Origin of the sequence: Pedobacter sp. MC2016-05, from assembly GCF_026239735.1 — a bacterium.
In the GTDB taxonomy this organism is placed as follows: Bacteria; Bacteroidota; Bacteroidia; order Sphingobacteriales; family Sphingobacteriaceae; genus Pedobacter.
The window spans coordinates 19640-38471 of the sequence record NZ_JAPIVT010000027.1; the positions used below are offsets into that span (position 1 = coordinate 19640).

The following is an 18832-nucleotide window of genomic DNA, read 5'->3' on the forward strand; positions in this document are numbered from 1 at the left end:
TGAAGTCAGGAATGACGATCGTTCTAATGATTAATTCTTCAACTTATCTTTAAATATTTTCTCCAGTTTTTGCATTTTTGGCAAAATTACCGCTCTGCAATATGGCTCGCTGCCATTTTTCAAATAATAATTTTGATGATAATTTTCAGCTACATAAAAAGGTTTTGCAGCCTCGATAGCAGTAACCACAGGTTTGCCAAAAGCGTTTTTCTTGTTCAATTCTGCCTTATACTTAGAAGCTAAATCTTTTTGTTCAGCGTTATGATAAAAAACTACCGATCGATACTGTGTACCCGAATCTGCACCCTGGCGGTTTAGTGTAGTTGGATCATGGCTTTTCCAAAAAACTTCCAACAACTCATCGTAAGTAATCACCATTGGGTTATAAGTAATCTCTAAAACCTCTGCGTGTCCTGTTGCACCTGTACAAACTTCTTCATAAGTTGGGTTTGCTAAGCGCCCTCCTTCATATCCAGATTTTACAGCGGTAACACCTTTAAGCCTTTGAAATATGGCCTCTGTACACCAAAAACAACCCATTCCAAATGTGGCCTTCTCAGTCTTTTTCCCCTGCGCCTGAACTTGGTTCAATGCCAGGATTGATAATAAAATTAAAATTATTTTTTTCATTTTGTGTGTTAGTTATTGAAGCAGCTTTCATTTGCATTCGTTAATAATATTACGAAAATAAAGTGCAACTAGTTTGTGTGGATACAATAATGGATTTTGAATGACAATCGCAACAAATTGTTAACTCATCTGTTAATGTTAATAACTTAAATTACTGTTAATTAAATTTTTATAGCCACAATACTAGCCACGCTCGCACTTATTAACAATTCTTTTTTAAATTCGTATCACATTAAAAATAAATTTATGTCTACACCGTATATTCCTTGTTTGGATTTAGGTTCTTATATCAACGGAACTGAAGAAGAACGTAAAAAATTTTCTGATGAGTTGGGCAGAGCCTTCAACGATTCGGGGTTTGTAACCATCACAAACCATGGTTTAAGTCAGGAATTGATTGATAAGCTTTATGACAATATTAAAGCTGCATTTCAACTTCCTGTAGAAACCAAAAGGAAATACGAGAAGCCAGAATTGGCCGGGCAACGCGGTTACACCAGTGCCGGTAAAGAAACAGCAAAGGGTGCTAAAACACCAGATTTGAAAGAGTTTTGGCAAATTGGGCAGGAAGTTACCGATGGCGACTCAGTGAAAGAGGAATATCCGGACAACGAAGTGTTAGAAGAGCTTCCAGAATTTAACAAAGTTACTAGCGATATCTACAAAAAACTCCAGGAAAATGGCACACACTTATTACGTGCCATTGCTACTTACCTGGAATTGCCAGTTGATTATTTTGATAAACATGTGCATAACGGAAATTCGATTTTAAGAGGCATCCACTACTTCCCTATTGAAAACCCGGAATTAATTCCTGATGATGCCGTTCGTGCCGGCGCACATGAAGACATCAATTTAATCACCCTTTTAATTGGAGCCAGCGCAGACGGCTTGGAAGTTTTAACCCGCAGCAATGAATGGTTGCCAATTAAAGCACACCACACCGATATCGTTGTAAATGTAGGCGACATGCTGCAACGTTTAACCAATAACAAATTAAAATCAACCACACATAGAGTGGTAAATCCACCTCGCGAATTGATGAAGACTTCTCGTTTTTCGGTTCCATTTTTCTTACATCCACGCAGTGATATGGATTTGACAAGTCTGCCTTCAACTATTGATGCCGAACATCCAAAAGCCTATAGCGATATGACAGCTGGCGAATATTTGGATGAAAGACTGAGAGAGATTGGATTGAAGAAATAGTTGGGCGTTTGGAGTCGGGAGTCGATAGTCCGGAGTCCAAGTTTCATCGTAGAAAAGCACCGTTTAATTCGGTGCTTTTTTTGTTACTTTAAAAATATGTATTCAATCAATTTAGAAATTTTTAAAGAAATACAAGGAATGGGTTCTGCTTCGGGTATCATCTCTAAAGCAGATTTGCTTTACATTATTGGCGATAACAGTGGTTACCTGAACGAGTTCAATATCAAAAGTGAAAAATTACGAAAAATCCAAGTCTTATCTGATAGTGAACTAAAGGGCCTGGAAAACATTCCTAAACCACAAAAGCCAGATTTTGAAGTGCTTTGTCAGTATGCTGACCGGTTTTACATTTTAGGGTCAGGATCTACCTCGAAAAGAAATTTGATGGTAGAATTTGATACAAAATCACAACAAGTCGGAACAAAAGATTTGACAAGTGTCTATCAAAAAATGAAGGTCCTTGCAAATATTAATGATGAAAATTTCAACATAGAAGGAGCAATTTTTAACGGTCGGTTTTGGTTGCTTTTTAACAGGGGAAATGGCAACGATGGCAAAAACGGAATATTCCGGATCCTTGAAAAAGATTTAGCAAAAGCTGAAAAAATATCATTTACCAGCTTGAAGCTCCCCAATATTAACCATGTAGAATCTTCGTTTACCGATGCAGTGCTTGTGAACAATGATGTCTATTTCATCTCTACGGCCGAAGATACCAAATCAACTTACACCGATGGAGATATTTTGGGCGGTTTTATCGGCAGTATAAATCCAGAAAGTTTGAAGCTCAACTTTTCCTACAGGATTCCTGGCTTACATAAGTTTGAAGGGATTTCATTATTCAGGAAAACGGCAAGTACACTTGAATTTTTACTCTGTGAAGATAGAGATACGGATGAACTGAAAACCACCGTTTATAAATTGCGATTATCCGTATAATTGATAAATTTTTATGGCTGATCAGGTATTTCTGGGAGAGTATCAAAATCTCTTCAACCTTTTTGATAATATTTATCCACTAAAGGATGAAATAAAATCGGCCATCATTGCCAACAGTGAGGTTATTGAAGTTGCAAAAAAAACAAAAATTTTAAGTGTTGGCGAGCGCAGCAATACCATTTACTTTATTGTAAAAGGAGCCGCTAGAATATTCTATCTCGATAAAGAAGGCAAAGAAACAAATACCTGGTTTTTATTCGAAAATCAACTCCTCATTTCTGTTTACAGCTTTTATACAGGCAATCCGAGTTTTGAATACATTGAAAGTTTAGAACACTCCAAACTAATTGCTGTAAAAAGAGAAAAACTGGATGAATTATACTTAAACTTTATGGAATTTAATTTTTCAGGCAGGAAGTTAACCGAATTTTACCACATGCAGAACGAGATACAAGCAAACGAACTGCGTATGTTGAGCGCAAAGGAACGGTATCAAAATTTACTGGAAAGAAATCCTCAACTCTTTCAAAGGGTATCTTTAGGACACCTTGCTTCATATTTGGGGATCTCTCAAGAAACCTTAAGCAGAATCCGAAAGCAAACATAATTTTTTGACTTTTGTCAAAAGCCAGCAGACTAGCACATCATAGATTTGATCAATAAATTTTAAATCTATGTTAATCATCATTTTTATCGTATTTGGTTTTTGCTTTCTACTCGAAAGAATTAAACCGGGCTGGAAATTGCCAAACGTGTCCACATGGACCATCAGGGTTTTAGGAGTTAACTTCATTCAGTTAAGTATAGTTGTCTTAGCTGGATTTACCTGGGAAAAATGGCTCTCATCTGTCTCCGTTTTTCAACTTTCTAATTTTGTTCCCAATTGGCTCGGCGGTATTATCGCCTATTTTATTGCAACGTTTATTTTTTACTGGTGGCATCGCTGGAGGCATACTGTTGATTTTTTATGGCTGGGTTTTCACCAAATTCACCACAGTCCGCAACGCTTAGAAGTGATTACCTCATTCTACAAACATCCCTTAGAAATGACAGTAAATTCGATTATTGGAAGTCTTTTGGTTTATACATTATTAGGGCTTAATCCTGAAGCCGGAGCCATTTATACTTTATGCACAGCACTTGGAGAATTTTTTTACCACACCAATGTGAAAACACCACAATGGATTGGCTACATTTTTCAGCGGCCAGAAATGCACCGCATTCATCATCAATATGAAAAACATAGCAATAATTATGGCGACATTGTATGGTGGGATATGCTATTTGGCACCTATGAAAATCCAAAGGAATTTAAAAGCACCTGCGGATTTGATGATGAAAAGGAGCAAAGACTATTGGAGATGATCAAATTTAAAGATGTGCATCAACATTAAGTCATTTTCGATTTTTTTATCGGCTGTTGCCTACACCAGCCGAATTTAAATTCTAGTAGCATAATGCTTATCTTCATCAAAATTTTAATCTATGAAAAAACGCTTCTTGACACTTTTACTTCTTTTATCCGCTACGCAGTTCGCTTTCTCACAAACTCAAGATATTAAAGATCTCTACTGGGATTTTTTGCAAATCAGATTGGAGGTCAGTGAAAAAAGCAAAGCCATTAATTTAGCAGAAGCATTAATTAAAAGATCCTCTGAATTAAACCAAAAACAAATGGGTAGTGTACCTATCACTTGGCAAGGCTTTATGAAGAAACCGATCAAATGAATCTTGCGATTCCATATTATGAAAAAAGTATCAAAATGACGCCTGGCTATTATGTGCCTTACCTTGCTTTAGGAAATCATTATTTTAAGGATTGCCAGGCGATGATTAAAAAGATGAATGCTGCCGTCGACTCAAAAAGCGTTGTCATTTATGGCAAATTGGTAGAAGATTATAAAAAACTATCGACGAAAACCGCAGCATATTTAGAAAAATCTTACGCTTGCGATCCAGATGATTCGACTAAAGGTATCATCACTTATCTGTATCAAACATCTAAAAACAATGTGGCACTTCAAACATTTGATACACGAATAAAGAAACTTTCTGATAATTGCATCACCTTATTGGATGATGAATAATTAAAATATTCGTCATTGCGAGGCACGAAGCAATCTATCAAGCTTCAATCGCTTTGTACCTTGCAATGATACTAAACTTAGCAGTAAAGAATATTATATCCTACTTCTTCGATTCGTCAATCGCTTTGTTAATTACATCTTGAATCCGCCCTCTGATTCTTAAGTTCCCAAGCTTATCGCTCACGCTTGGACTAACCCTATTGGAAAGGAAAACATATACCAAACCTCTTGATGGATCTACCCAAACACAAGTGCCGGTGTACCCGGTATGCCCATAAGTTTGTGGCGAAGCCAGGTTTGATGGATAGTGTTTTGTACTATCCGGGTCCCAACGATCGAAACCTAAACCACGACGACTCACGTTTGATTGTTTTGAAGTAAACATATCAACCGTTTCTGGTTTAAAATATTGCGTACCCCCGTAAGTACCACGATTTAAAAGCATCTGATAAATGATGGCCAAATCGTTGGCGCTGGAAAACAAACCGGCATGACCAGACACACCACCGGCAAGTGCTGCACCCTGATCGTGAACATAACCTACTAAAAGCGTTCTTCTGAAATAGGTATCTTGCTCCGTAGGGATAATTTGATCTCTACCGAAACGATTTCTAGGTAAAAATCCGGCCGTCTGCATCCCCAACGGTTTGTAGAAGTTTTCGTATGTATATTGGTTTAACGGCTCCTCACTAATGTGCTCTACAATATCCTTCATCACATACATACTAATGTCGCTGTAAACATATTGTCCTCTGGTTTTGATGGGCGAATTGAGCATTTTTGGCCACATGAAATTCTTAAAAAAGTCTTTTTTGATATAATAACCATCGGCAACCTTTGTTGGGAAAGCAGCAGAAGAATCTACACTATAATCTCCTGTTTTTACGTAATTGTGGAATGGAATGTATGGAATAAAACCGGCCTGGTGCAGCATCACTTCACGAACTTGAATGTTGTTCATGGGCGTAGTTCGGGCTTTCGGAATATAGGCGCCGATATTAGTATCCAATTTCAACTTTCCCTCCTCGAACAAACGCATTACCGAAGGTGTGGTGGCTGTAACTTTAGTTACCGAAGCCAAATCGAAAATATCGGTTACCTTATCAGGAAGATTCGTATCGTAAGTGTGCGTTCCGTAAGCCTTATTAAAAATCACTTTTCCATCCTTCGCCACCAAAATCACCAAACCTGGGGCTGCCTTTTCTCTAATGGTTTCCTCGGCAATCGCATCAATTTCTTTTAAATTATTAGAGTTTACACCAGCATCCTCGGGAACGGTATATTTCAACCGGGTTTTGTCAGTTGTAAAGCCAGAACCTACGGTATATTTTGCAGAATAGGCTTTAGTTAATTTATTTACCGCTGCAATGCCACCAAAAATATATTGCGGCACAATGGCCGCTGCGTCTGCACTGTTTTCTCCAGTCCAAATAATGGGCGACTGAAGTAAATCAAACGATTTTAATGCGGTTCCATTTCCAAAAAGGGAAATGATCACCTTTTTTGTTTTGCTTACACTGTTAATAAAATTGATGTATTTGGCATTGGTGGTTTGCTGATCATCAATGGCAATCAGCACAACGTTGAAATATTTAAGGTCGTCTTCCAGGTCATTCAGGTTTACGCTATCCTTATATTTATCTGCAGAAAACGATGTAATTTTATCGTATTTGTTAGCTAAACTATCAAAAACTAAGCTGTAAGAAAACCCCAGACTTACTGAGGCAATGTTTATTTTATCGAGAGATTTTAATGGTATAACAGCATCTTTATTGTTCAGCAAAATGGTTGAACTGGTAATATTATTGGCAACAGAAAGCTTTTTTTCGTTTGTAGCATGGTCTTGGGCACAAGCCATTAAACATAAAACATTAAAGAAACTCGCTACGCCCAGAATGACTAATCTATTTCGCTTCATATACTTTTTCTCCGTTCAAATAGGTTTTTAAAACTTTGGTTTTTAATCTGTTTTGTGGGGTTGATTTTAAAATATCGTGATCAAGAATAACAAAATCGGCAAATTTACCTTTTTCTAAACTGCCTTTTTCCTTTTCTTCAAAATTCGCTTTTGCGGCCCAAATGGTCATCCCACGTAAAGCTTCTTCCGGTGTAAGCGCATTTTCTATTTGAAAACCGCCTTTCGGAAACCCCTTTGCATCGTCTCTCACTGTTGCAGCATAAAACGTTAATAATGGATTAATGTTTTCCACCGGAAAATCAGTTCCCAGGGGTATCCAGCCATTTTGTTTAAGGAGTTGTTTGTAGGCATAAGCATCTTTAACCCGCTCTGGCCCCAATCTTTCTCCCGCCCAATACATATCTGAAGTAGCATGTGTTGGTTGAACGGAAGGAATAATATTCGCTTTTCCAAAAAGAGCGAAATCATTTGAGTTTACTACCTGAGCATGTTCAATTCTCCAGCGTTTATCGTTTTTGCCTTTGAGCACTTTATTATAAATGTTGAGCATTACCCGGTTGGCCGAATCGCCAATGGCATGGGTGCACATTTGAAAATTATGCGCTGCAATTTTTCCAGCTACCTCCTCAAAATGCTTCCGATTGCTCAACAAGAAACCACTTTTCGCTGGCATATCGCTGTAAGGATGTAATAAACAAGCACCTCTTGACCCCAAAGCGCCATCAGCATAAACTTTAAATGAGCGAACATTTAGTCGATCGGTTTTAATTGCTCCGCGTTTAAACAGGTAATCATAATTTTGTTCAGCATCGGATAACATGACATATAAACGCATTTTCAACTTTCCGTCCTTTTGCATTTTTTCGATAAAATCTACCGCTTGAAAGGGTAAGCCACAATCATCAATCGTTGTTAAGCCAGCGGCAAAACAATTTGCTTGCGCATCGGTTAAAATTTTAGTTGCCAGTTTTTCATCAGGCGATGGAATTTTGCTATCTACAAGGCCAACCGCATTATCGATCAAAACTCCAGTCAATTTTCCGTTGGCGCTAAGCATATCACCACCCACTAATTTCTGTTCACCCTTTATCCCTGCTTCATCGAAAGCTTTTTGATTGACCACAGCAGCATGTCCATCTACTCGATTTAATAATACTGGCCGGTTTGGAAATAATTCCGTTAATTTTTCATTTGTAGGGAAAGCTTTATTTTCCCAGTCGTTTTGATCCCAGCCATTGCCAATTAACCAGCCATCTGGATGGGTTTTAGCGAACGCTTTCAATCTCTCCAAAATCTCCTCCCAGGATCTGGTATCCCTTAAATCTGCTGTTTGCAAGCTTTGCCCGTAACCGAAAAAATGTGCATGTGCATCGATAAAACCTGGGTAAACTGATTTTCCATCGGCATTAACTTCTTCTTTAGCCTCGTATTTTGATTGAATCTCTTTTGAAGAACCCAAGCCTAGAATTTTTCCATCTTTAACGGCAAAAGCTTCAACTTTTTCGAATTGATCATTAACAGTATAAATAATGGCATTATAAATGATCAGGTCAGCTTGTTCTTTTTTCCTGCAGGAAGAAAAAAACAACGCCAAAGAAAGGACGAAGAGAAATGATTTCATGTTGTTAAAGATAGAAAATTGAAATGAATTGGCTTTGTAAAATGCCGATTACGAAATTGGTTAGCTCTTAAATTCGGCTGGCGATCATCAATATTTTCTTATCAAGATTAAAAGGAGATGCACAATTGATAGGTGATGTTCAAGACAAAAGACTTAGGACTTCAGACTGCTGACTTTGGACTTTTTCGAACAGTCATTTACATGTTGAGTTTTAAACAAAGCCAAATCCTTAAGCTTATTTTGTATAATTTAGCAAATTCACTTTGCCCTAATACATGACTGATATTATTCACTTATTGCCTGATGCTGTTGCCAATCAAATTGCTGCCGGAGAAGTTGTTCAACGACCTGCTTCTGCTGTAAAAGAATTACTTGAAAATTCGATTGATGCTGGCGCAGATAAAATCCAATTGGTGATAAAAGATGCCGGAAAAGCACTCATTCAGATTGTTGACAATGGTTGCGGAATGAGCGTTACCGATGCCAGAATGTGTTTCGAGCGCCACGCCACCTCAAAAGTAAAAAAGGCGGAAGATTTATTTGCTATTCGCACTATGGGTTTTCGTGGCGAAGCGATGGCTTCGATAGCTGCAATTTCTCAGGTAGAAATGAAAACCCGCCGCCATGAAGACGAAATTGGTACCTGCATTTCTATTGAAGGCGCTTTGGTAACTGCACAAGAACCCGTGGCGACGCCTGCGGGCACACAAATTGCCATTAAAAATTTGTTTTACAATACCCCTGCTCGTCGTAATTTCTTAAAGAGCAATCCGGTAGAAATGCGTCATATTATTGATGAATTTACAAGGGTAGCATTGGCACACCCAACGGTATTTTTCAGCTTGCATCATGACGGGACAGAAATTTTTAACCTCCCGAAAGGAAACTTAAAACAACGTATTGTCCACATTTTTGGCAATAATTACAACGAGCGATTGGTTCCTGTTGAAGAGGAAACAACCATAATAAATTTAAAAGGCTACATCGGAAAACCGGCTTTCGCCAAGAAAACCCGTGGTGAGCAATTCTTTTTTGTAAACAATCGATTTATTAAAGACCCGTATTTAAATCACGCCGTAAGTTCGGCTTTTGAAGATCTTTTGCCAGATGATAGCTACCCGTTATACGTCCTCTTCATTGAAATTGATCCTTCAAAAATTGATGTAAACGTTCATCCTACCAAAACAGAGATTAAGTATTTAGATGAAAAATCTATTTATGCGATCATGAAATCTGCTGTAAAACGTTCTATTGGGAGATATAACATCTCTCCTACTTTAGATTTTGATCAGGAAACGGGTTTCAGTAACATGATTACGCAAAAGGCAGTGGAAGATATTGTTCCGCCTAGTATTAATTTCAATCCCGATTTTAATCCTTTTGCCAGCGACAGCAGTTCCGTTTCAGGATATGCCACTTCATCAAGAAACTATGAAGCAAAACCGAGTGCAAAAAACTGGGGCTCGCTTTATGAAGTGGTGGAGCAACCGGTGATCGAACAAACATCGTTTTACACAGACGAACCGGTCTTTGAAACGAAGCAAAAGCAATATATGCAATTGCATAACCGTTACATTGTTTCGCAGATTAAATCGGGTTTAATGGTTATCGATCAACAAATGGCACACGAGCGTATTCTTTATGAACGATTTCTAATACATTTAGACGATAGGAAAGGCGCATCGCAACAAAGTTTATTTCCGCAAACCATTACCCTTAACGCCAACGATTTCGAACTGGCCAAAAGTTTATTGGACGATATAAAAAGTTTAGGCTTTGATGTACGTGAATTCGGAAAAAATACGTTGGTTGTAGAAGGTGTTCCGGTTGATTTAGGAAGCAGTAATATCAACGAAACACAACTATTTGAGCAACTAATTGAAGGTTTCAAAAACTCTCAGCAGGAATTGAAGTTAACTAAAAGAGATAGCCTGGCCCGAACGCTGGCAAAAAACAGTGCGATAAAAGCCGGAACTGCATTAAGCCAGGAAGAAATGAATACGCTGATTGATGAACTTTTTGCCTGTAAAACCCCTAATTTTAGCGTGAGTGGAAAACCAGTGATTCAAACCATAACCTTGGGAGAATTAGATAAGAAGTTTGAAAAGTAAGGCGAAGAGTAAGGAATAAGGAGCAAGGAACAAAGAGCCAGGAGCTAAGAGCAAATAAAAAGATTCCTGAATAAAGTAAATAGAAAAACAAAACAACGCTTTAAACTCCTCCCTTCTGGGGAGGTTGGGTGGCGCTAATAAATTCATAAATGAACAACCTGTATATCCCTCCAATAGTTAAAAACCTGCTAATCATTAACATTCTCTTTTTTGTGGGAACTTATTTTCTAAGTTCTACCATTAATTTGGAAGATATGCTAGCGGTTTATTATTTTGACTCTCCCAAATTTGGCGGCTGGCAAGTAATCACTTATATGTTTATGCATGGTGGTATTGCTCACATTTTCTTCAATATGTTTGCACTTTACTCCTTCGGAAGTTTATTGGAAACGCGTTGGGGAGGCAAAAAATTCCTTATATTTTATTTGATAACTGGCTTGGGTGCTTTATTACTCCAATGGGCAGTTCAAGCCATAGAGGTTAACCAAATTATTGGCCATTTTACGCTGTACGAAGGCTGGCAAAATCAAATAAAAAGTCAGGCAGATTACCAAACCATAGGGCAAATTTACGGTGGAGGCATGTTAGGTGCCTCAGGGGCAGTATTTGGGTTGTTGGTAGCTTTTGGAATGTTATATCCAAATGCTGAACTTTATATTATGTTTATCCCAGTACCGGTTAAAGCGAAATATATCATCCCATTTTATATTTTAGTTGAATTATTTTTAGGCGTTAGTCGTTTTGAAGGCGATTCAATTGCACATTACGCCCACTTGGGTGGTGCTTTAATCGGCTTCATCCTGGTTAAAATTTGGAAGGATAAGAACACAAACTTTTATACTTACTATGAATAATACGGTTAAAGATTTAAAGTTTAAGATTTTTCAATCGGGCAATCCCTTATTTCTATATATAGGAATAAACGTGATTATCTTTTTGGTTACCGCCATTATTGCTGTATTCTTATTTTTAGGCAGAACCGATTTCATTATTGGAGATTGGATTAGAGAGTATTTTGGAGTACCCGCTCAAATTACCGCTTTGCCAACCCGATTCTATACCATTTCTACTTACATGTTTTTCCATGATGGCTTTCTGCACCTGCTGTTTAACATGCTTGGTTTATTCTGGTTTGGTAATATCTTTATGAACTTTTTGAAGTCCCGTCAATTTCATTTTGTTTATCTCGCAGGCGGGTTAGTTGGCGCTTTGATTTATATCGCCGGGTTAAATATCATCCCTGCCTTTGCTGATGGATTAATAAACAGAACTGTTGTTGGTTCTTCGGCTGCAGTAATGGCTATTATTGTTGCCACGGCTACACTGGTGCCAAACTATAGCATTATGCTCTTGCTTTTTGGAGAAGTAAAAATAAAATGGGTGGCCATTGTATATTTCCTGTTGTCGTTTTTAGGCTTATCGTCTGCTAATGCAGGAGGAAATTTAGCGCATATCGGAGGCGCACTTCTAGGTTTCATCTTTATTAAAAGTTTGCAAAAAGGGAGCGACTGGAGCAAGATCTTCGAACGCAAACCTAAGCTAAAGGTTGTGCGCAACGAAAAACCGACTCCAAGAAAACCGGTTTTTAACGAGGTTTCTCAACAGGAAATTGATGCCATTTTAGATAAAATATCTTCATCAGGTTATGATAAACTATCTGCTACAGAGAAAGAAAAACTTTTTAAAGCAAGCAAAGATTAATGGCGAAAAAGAAATACAATTTCTTCGATAAACTTTTACTACCTGTTGCAGTACTACTGGCAATTGCTTTAATACTTGGTACTGTTGCCGGCAATATGGATCCACGCAAACATGCATTAATTGCATTTTTTGGCCTGGCCTATCCCTACGTATTATTTTTTCATATCATTTTTTTGGCCTGGTGGTGCATTAGTAAAAAATGGGTATTCGCTATTGTAAGCATCATTGTTATTGCTTTTGGTTTTAAAACATTAAAAGCAACTTTTTCATTTGGCGGCGATAAAGGTTGCCCGGAAAAAGTAGAAAATAGCATCAGAATGATGACCTACAATGTGCATACTTTTAAACTTTATGGAGGTGAGAATGATGAGTCGGTAAAAGAAAAGATGCTTAAAGTAGTGAAAGATGAGAACCCGGATATTATCTGTTTCCAGGAGTTTTATACCCGCTTTAAAGGCAACTTTGATATTATCGATAGCTTAAAAACGGTTTTAAAATTAAAGCATTTCTATTTCGTACCGACCAATAAAAACGACTTCGAGGCTTACGGGCTGGCTATTTTCACTAAATACCCAATAGTAGGTAGCGGCAAAATCCCTTTCGTAGATGGTTACAATGGCAACATGAGCATCTATGCAGATTTAAATATCTCGGGTAAAACACTTCGGGTGTACAATGTTCACTTCCAATCTATTTCGTTTGAAAAACAGGATTACGAATATTTGGACAAGGTTAAAGAAATGAATACACAGCTTCAACCTTCAAAACGAATTTTGCGTATGCTTAAAAGTGCGTTTCTAAAACGCAGCGGCCAGGTAGATTTGATGAAAAAGGAAATGGCGTCTTGTAAAACCCCCTATTTAATCGCCGGAGATTTCAACGATACTCCAGCATCCTATGTGGTTACTCAAATTACTGAGGGCTTAAACAATGCTTTCGTTAAAAAAGGCTCGGGTATGGGCAAAACTTACAATGGTAAATTTCCCAACTTTCAAATCGATTATATTTTAACTTCAAAAAATCTCGAAGTGTTAAACTATAACATCACGGAGGCGAAACTATCGGATCATTTTCCAGTAAGGAGCGACTTAAAGTTTGCAGAATAACTTCTCCAATTTGTTTAACACCATTTCTCCTACCAACTGCTTTCTTACCATACATCAACAAAACGGGAATTTGTAATGATGATATTTGAGGCACAAAATTGAAAGAAAATATCATGAGCTTAATAGATGCACTAAACTGGCGTTACGCAGTTAAAAAAATGAATGGTCAGCCTGTAGAACAAGATAAAGTTGATCAAATTATACAAGCAGCTTTATTGGCACCAACTTCTTCGGGCTTGCAACCGTTTAAAGTTATTGTAATTACCAATCAAGAATTGAAAGAAAAAATTGCTCCTATTGCTTATAACCAATCGCAGATTATTGATTCATCACATCTATTGGTTTTTGCAGCCCAAGAAAATTATACTGACGAAGGTATCGATAAAGTGTTCGATAGAATGAACACGGAACGTGGTTTACCTTTAGATACAACTGATGCTTACAAAAACCAATTGAAAGGGATGATCTTGTCGAAACCAGCAGAAGAAAACTTTCACCACGCTGCTAAACAAGCTTACATCGCCTTTGGTATCGCACTTGCTCAAGCTGCCCTTTTAAAAGTAGATTCTACTCCAATGGAAGGCTTCAATGCTGCAGAATTAGATGAATTATTAGGCTTGGATAAAAAACAATTAAAAAGTGTAACTCTATTGCCATTGGGCCATAGAGACGAAGCTGGAGACTGGTTGGTGAACCTGAAAAAAGTACGCACACCTTTAAGCGAATTCGTAATCGAATACAAATAAGAAATTCACATCTAAAGGTATAACGAAACAAGCTATTTAAAAGTAGCTTGTTTTTTTATGCCCTAAACTCTTTTATGTAAAAAAATGTTAAAGATGCATACAATTTAGGTGCTCTATTTTTAATTGGATATATTTACCTTTTAGTATTTAATTTCCAATTCATGAAGATTTTTAGATTACCGTTTTTAATATTTTCAATCCTATCACTCCTAAATTTATCTTCGTCGGCACAAACTGATACCGTTAGCATCAATACTTTAATAGCGAAAACCAGCAAAGTTCTAAATGATTATCCTGCCGAAAAAATTTATCTTCATTTTGATAAGCCTTATTATGCCATTGCCGATACCGTGTGGTTTAAGGCTTATTTAACGGAAAATCAAAATTTCTTATCGGGCATAAGCAAAATCGTTTATGTTGATGTGATCAACCAAAAGGATTCGCTTATCCAAACCTTGAAGTTGCCTATTGTAGGTGGCGTGGCGAATGGAAGTTTTCCATTAGATCAGGTAAATTATAAACAAGGAAACTACCATATTCGGGCTTACACCATGTGGATGTTAAATTTCGACGATCCGAGTTATTTCAACAAGACATTTTACGTGGGTGAGGCGATAGACAAGGAGGTTAAAACGCATATCACTTACAAGAATACTTCGACAGATAAGCTAGAGAAAATTGATGCCCGTATTCAGTTTAAAGATGCAAATAATAAGCCTTACGCGAATAGAAACGTAAGCTGGCAGGTGGTAACAAGCTTTACAGTGATTGCAAAAGGCAGAGGAACTACAGATGCGAACGGCTACCTCACCATCGCGATGACTGCCAATCAAAAAGCCGAATACCAGCTTAAAAAAGGTGAACTGGTTACCTCCATTAATACTACCGAGAAAGATCTGGTAAGCAATATTTTTCAACTAGAGAATGCCATCGTTACCAAAGATTTTCAACTTTTCCCTGAAGGAGGAAGCCTGATTGCTGGCCTAACCAATAAAGTCGCCTTTAAAGCTATTAAAAGTGATGGTTTGGGGATTAATTCAAAAGGCACCGTAACCGATAATGATGGCAAACAAGTTGCCACATTTACGGCACAAAGATTAGGAATGGGAAGCTTTAATTTGCTTGCCGAAAGTGGAAAAACTTACAAAGCCAATGTAACCTTTGCAGATGGAACGACACAAAGTTATTCGCTACCAGCAGTTAACGAATCGGGCATTTTAGTAAATATCGATAATAGCAATCCGGAAAATGTTGCGGTTAAAATTATTTCAAATGATACTTTTTTCCAGCAGAACCAGGGCAAGAAATTTTACCTTGTTGCGCAAAGCAAAGGCGTTATTTGTTACGGTGCCCAAACTGCACTCTCATCTAAAGAATACAGCACCACTATTTTGAAATCTAAATTCCCAATGGGAATTGCCCAGTTTACACTATTTACAGATGCAGGAAAACCTTTAAGCGAGAGATTGGTTTTTGTACAAAATAAAAATGCATTAAATATAGCACTCTCCACGCCTACACCAACATCCGGAGTTAAGAAAAAGGTTAAGGTGAATATCGCCGCCAAAAAAGATGGTACTCCGGTAGAAGGTACATTTTCTATTGCGGTGGTTGATGAGAGCAAAGTTCCCTCTAGTGAAGATGGCGCTACAACCATTTTAACCGGGCTACTTTTAAGCAGCGACCTAAAAGGATACATTGAAAAACCAAATTATTACTTCAACGCACCCGATGCGAAGAAAAATGCCGACCTGGACGTTTTATTGCTTACCCAAGGATATCGATCGTTTAAATACACTGACATTTTAAGTAACAAATTGCCAAAAATCAGCTTCTTGCCTGAGCAGGGTATCGACCTTACGGGTGTTTTAAGAATGAATAATGGTATTCCTGTAAGAAAGGGTACGATACTGGTAACCATCCCAGACAAGCGTTTCAATTCGCAGGTGACTACAGATCCGGTGGGTAATTTTAAGATACAAAATCTCGTGTTAAATGATTCATCAAAAGTAACCATCTCTGCCAAATATAATGTGAACTATAAAGCCATGACGATTAGTTTAAATGGATCGCCAACGCCTGCCTTAACCAGAAATTTTAGTGCGGCAGAAGAGGTTTTAAATATTGATAGTGCATTAACCACTTACTTAGATAATAGTAAAAAACAGTATGCCTATTTACACACTTTAAAAGATGTGACCATTAAAGCGGCTACAATACCAAAGGTGAGCCACAAAGATTACCCTGCTTTAAGTGGTTTAAGTCAAATTGCCGACCATGAGATAACAGGCGATAGATTACAAGGCTGTAATTTGCTGATTAACTGTTTGCAAACGATGATGGCTGGTGTAACATATATGGATAATAATTTTTATGTGAGCAGAGATTACAACCAAGGAAACAGAACGCCAATGGGAATTTTCATCAATGGAATGAATGTGGATGTGAATCAGATTAATACCTTAAATGCATCTGAAATAGAATCGATAGAAATCTTTTTAAGAGATGAGCTCGGCTTGGTAAACAGAGCAAACAATGTAAACGGGGTAATCGTAATCAATCAGAAAAAAGCACCGAAAGGACAGAAAATATCGAAAGCGCAACTTTTGGATATGCTACCTAAAAACTACGAGCTTACCTTCTCTCCGCAGGGATATAACAAGGAAAAACAGTTTTACTCGCCACGTTATGACGTTGCCGCTAACATGAACAGAAATGATCTGCGCACCACTATTTATTGGAATCCAAAAATTGTAACGGATGCCACTGGAAATTCTTCGGTAGAGTTTTACAACGCAGATGGTAGCGGGCAATACAAAGTGATTATTGAAGGTATTGATGCCAACGGAAATATTGGCCGATCGGTAATGAAATATTTGGTGAAGTAGAAACGAAACCAAAGCTAAAAGGGCATTAGATTTGAGAATCTAACGCCCTTTTTTACGTGATTAATAAATTGGATAGGGAATTTGCTCTCCCTTTAAGCCAGCCAGAATATTCTCCACAATTAACTCGGCCATGGCCGCTCTGGTTTCTTCGGTAGCAGAGCCAATATGGGGTAAAACGGCAACACTTTCCATAAACAATAACGGATTATTTTTACCCATTGGCTCCGGATTGGTAACATCCAAACCTGCACCCCAAATAATCTTTTCTTCCAAAGCTTGCGTTAAGTCTTTTTCATTATGAATGCCGCCCCGAGCTGTATTGATAAAAATAGCATTCGGCTTCATTTTCTTGAATACATCAATCGAAAATTTGCCCTTAGTTTCATCCGTCAAAGCAGTATGAACGGTCAATACATCACTTTGTTCCAAAAGCTCATCGAATGAAACATATTTGGCATCAAGCTCTTTTTCGGCATCCTCATTTCTAGATCGGTTATGGTAAATCACCTGCATGCCGTATGCGGCTTTGCATTTCTTCGCCATTTCCAAACCAATTTTACCTAAACCAAAAACACCAAGCGTTTTGCCGCTAATTTCAATACCCAGTTCCGTTGCAGGCTCGTATTTTTCCCACTTGCCATCTATAATTTTCCTGTACGAAAAGAAAGCTTTTCTCGATACCGCTATCATCAATAAAAAAGCAGTTTCGCCTGTTGCGGCGCTTAAAACGCCAGGCGTGTTTCCAACAGGGAGATTTAATTTCTTGGCAGTTTCTACATCAACCTGATCAAAACCAACCGAATGGAGTGCGATTACTTTTAAATGTTTACTAGCATTTAAAAAATCGGCATTAATCTTATTCGGACCAACACTTATAAACCCATCTTGATCCTTACAGGCTTCTATTAGCTCTTTAGGTGTGATTTGTCGTGTTTCTTTCCACTGGGTAATTTGTATATGATGATCTTCCAATTTCTGCAAAGCATCAGGCGCAATTTTTCCACTTATAAATACTTTCATACTCTTGAAACAGCAAATAATTATGGGTGTTTTAGCAAAAAAATATTAGCCATTACTTAACCTCAGTGCTCAGCTTTTGATAGGTGTGTGCGCTGAAATATCCTAAAGCATTATTCGAAATATTTGATGGTGGGTTAGCAGGTGTGGTACCTTGATTTGGCCCACGGCCAGATTGCTGGCTTAAGGTATACCAGTAATCAAAAATATTAGAATCGATACTTTCGGCCTCTACGCTAATTTTATCTCCAGACTTCAACCCATCATTGTCATCATCGTCCGATTCGTAAAAAAGCTGAATACGCAATTTATTTCCGTTAGTCAAGCGATCATTATTTACATATATTCTCCGTGAGAATAGATTATTTACGTAAAGATTGAAGTGATAAAAATTGGTTTCGTTTTCAGGATCAACTAAATAGGCGGCTGCGGTTTTACGTTCGTTGCTAAAAAAAGAATTGCTAACCACGCCTATCGAATCCAATTTTACCCGATTTGGCATTTTAGAACTCGCGGTATAAGTTTTACCTTCTACACTTACATTTAAGCTATAGGTATTACCAGAAATGCCACGCATTGCCTGCACATAAACGCCTGGTGTTTTTTCCATAAACGTATATCTGCTTCCCTTGTCGTCAGTTACGATAACAGTGGCGCCAGATACTTTCGGATAAATGCCCTTCTCATCATAGCCAACAGTTTTACTAATCACGATCTGCTGATCAATGAGCTGATCGGTAATATTGCCTTCGATTACAATTTGCGCTGCTGCGTTATTGGTATCCACTTCAATAATCTTTTTACAGGAAGTAAAGCATAAATTCAAAACAGCGATATATAGAATTAATTTCTTCATGGT

General features: G+C 37.8%; 17 protein-coding genes. 12 read left to right on the forward strand and 5 right to left on the reverse strand.

Annotated elements, in window-relative coordinates:
• Positions 1-30: 30 nt before the first annotated feature.
• Entirely contained in the window at positions 31-630 is a 600-nt protein-coding gene (msrA, locus tag OQZ33_RS22400; RefSeq protein ID WP_265801735.1) for a peptide-methionine (S)-S-oxide reductase MsrA, read from the reverse strand.
• A gap of 246 nt (positions 631-876) precedes the next feature.
• Here msrA and OQZ33_RS22405 point away from each other — a divergent pair, with 246 nt between their 5' ends.
• The 6 genes from OQZ33_RS22405 (at position 877) to OQZ33_RS22430 (ending at position 4865) form a co-directional block, all read left to right on the forward strand.
• Complete coding sequence (locus OQZ33_RS22405) at positions 877-1839, forward strand: isopenicillin N synthase family dioxygenase (RefSeq protein ID WP_265801737.1); 963 nt, start codon at positions 877-879, stop codon at positions 1837-1839.
• 96 nt (positions 1840-1935) lie between these two features.
• Positions 1936-2778 (forward strand): DUF6929 family protein, encoded by an 843-nt coding sequence (locus OQZ33_RS22410; RefSeq protein WP_265801738.1) that lies wholly within the window; start codon positions 1936-1938, stop codon positions 2776-2778.
• A gap of 13 nt (positions 2779-2791) precedes the next feature.
• Positions 2792-3385: a Crp/Fnr family transcriptional regulator gene (locus OQZ33_RS22415; RefSeq protein ID WP_265801739.1), complete on the forward strand. Its 594-nt coding sequence runs from the start codon at positions 2792-2794 to the stop codon at positions 3383-3385.
• Between the two features lie 67 nt (positions 3386-3452).
• Complete coding sequence (locus OQZ33_RS22420) at positions 3453-4172, forward strand: sterol desaturase family protein (protein ID WP_265801740.1); 720 nt, start codon at positions 3453-3455, stop codon at positions 4170-4172.
• Between the two features lie 91 nt (positions 4173-4263).
• Positions 4264-4506, forward strand: a complete 243-nt coding sequence (locus OQZ33_RS22425) for a hypothetical protein (RefSeq protein ID WP_265801741.1) — start codon at positions 4264-4266, stop codon at positions 4504-4506.
• Positions 4503-4865, forward strand: coding sequence for a hypothetical protein (locus OQZ33_RS22430; RefSeq protein WP_265801742.1), 363 nt, complete (start codon positions 4503-4505; stop codon positions 4863-4865). The genes OQZ33_RS22425 and OQZ33_RS22430 overlap by 4 nt, the downstream gene beginning before the upstream one ends.
• Positions 4866-4965: 100 nt before the next feature.
• Here OQZ33_RS22430 and OQZ33_RS22435 read toward each other — a convergent pair whose 3' ends face one another.
• Positions 4966-6783, reverse strand: a complete 1818-nt coding sequence (locus OQZ33_RS22435; RefSeq protein ID WP_265801743.1) for a serine hydrolase domain-containing protein — start codon at positions 6781-6783, stop codon at positions 4966-4968.
• The gene (locus OQZ33_RS22440; protein WP_265801744.1) at positions 6770-8404 is read right to left on the reverse strand and encodes an amidohydrolase; all 1635 of its coding nucleotides are present in this window, start codon (positions 8402-8404) and stop codon (positions 6770-6772) included. The genes OQZ33_RS22435 and OQZ33_RS22440 overlap by 14 nt, the downstream gene beginning before the upstream one ends.
• Positions 8405-8679: 275 nt before the next feature.
• Between OQZ33_RS22440 and mutL the strand changes: the two genes are divergently transcribed.
• The 6 genes from mutL (at position 8680) to OQZ33_RS22470 (ending at position 16956) form a co-directional block, all read left to right on the forward strand.
• Complete coding sequence (mutL, locus tag OQZ33_RS22445) at positions 8680-10515, forward strand: DNA mismatch repair endonuclease MutL (protein ID WP_265801746.1); 1836 nt, start codon at positions 8680-8682, stop codon at positions 10513-10515.
• Positions 10516-10664: 149 nt separating this feature from the next.
• Positions 10665-11369: a rhomboid family intramembrane serine protease gene (locus tag OQZ33_RS22450; RefSeq protein ID WP_056848468.1), complete on the forward strand. Its 705-nt coding sequence runs from the start codon at positions 10665-10667 to the stop codon at positions 11367-11369.
• Positions 11362-12216, forward strand: coding sequence for a rhomboid family intramembrane serine protease (locus OQZ33_RS22455; RefSeq protein ID WP_265801748.1), 855 nt, complete (start codon positions 11362-11364; stop codon positions 12214-12216). Before OQZ33_RS22450 ends, OQZ33_RS22455 begins: the two co-directional genes overlap by 8 nt.
• Positions 12216-13322, forward strand: coding sequence for an endonuclease/exonuclease/phosphatase family protein (locus OQZ33_RS22460; protein WP_265801749.1), 1107 nt, complete (start codon positions 12216-12218; stop codon positions 13320-13322). The genes OQZ33_RS22455 and OQZ33_RS22460 overlap by 1 nt, the downstream gene beginning before the upstream one ends.
• A 113-nt stretch (positions 13323-13435) precedes the next feature.
• The gene (locus OQZ33_RS22465; protein ID WP_265801751.1) at positions 13436-14068 is read left to right on the forward strand and encodes an NAD(P)H-dependent oxidoreductase; all 633 of its coding nucleotides are present in this window, start codon (positions 13436-13438) and stop codon (positions 14066-14068) included.
• Positions 14069-14229: 161 nt separating this feature from the next.
• Positions 14230-16956, forward strand: a complete 2727-nt coding sequence (locus OQZ33_RS22470; protein WP_265801752.1) for a carboxypeptidase regulatory-like domain-containing protein — start codon at positions 14230-14232, stop codon at positions 16954-16956.
• 60 nt (positions 16957-17016) lie between these two features.
• Here the strand turns inward: OQZ33_RS22470 and OQZ33_RS22475 are convergent, their stop codons facing one another.
• Together OQZ33_RS22475 and OQZ33_RS22480 are read right to left on the reverse strand one after the other, a co-directional pair.
• Entirely contained in the window at positions 17017-17976 is a 960-nt protein-coding gene (locus OQZ33_RS22475; RefSeq protein WP_265801754.1) for a 2-hydroxyacid dehydrogenase, read from the reverse strand.
• Between the two features lie 52 nt (positions 17977-18028).
• A complete protein-coding gene (locus OQZ33_RS22480; RefSeq protein WP_265801756.1) occupies positions 18029-18829 on the reverse strand; it encodes a DUF4249 domain-containing protein in 801 nt (266 codons plus the stop codon).
• Positions 18830-18832: the final 3 nt, after the last annotated feature.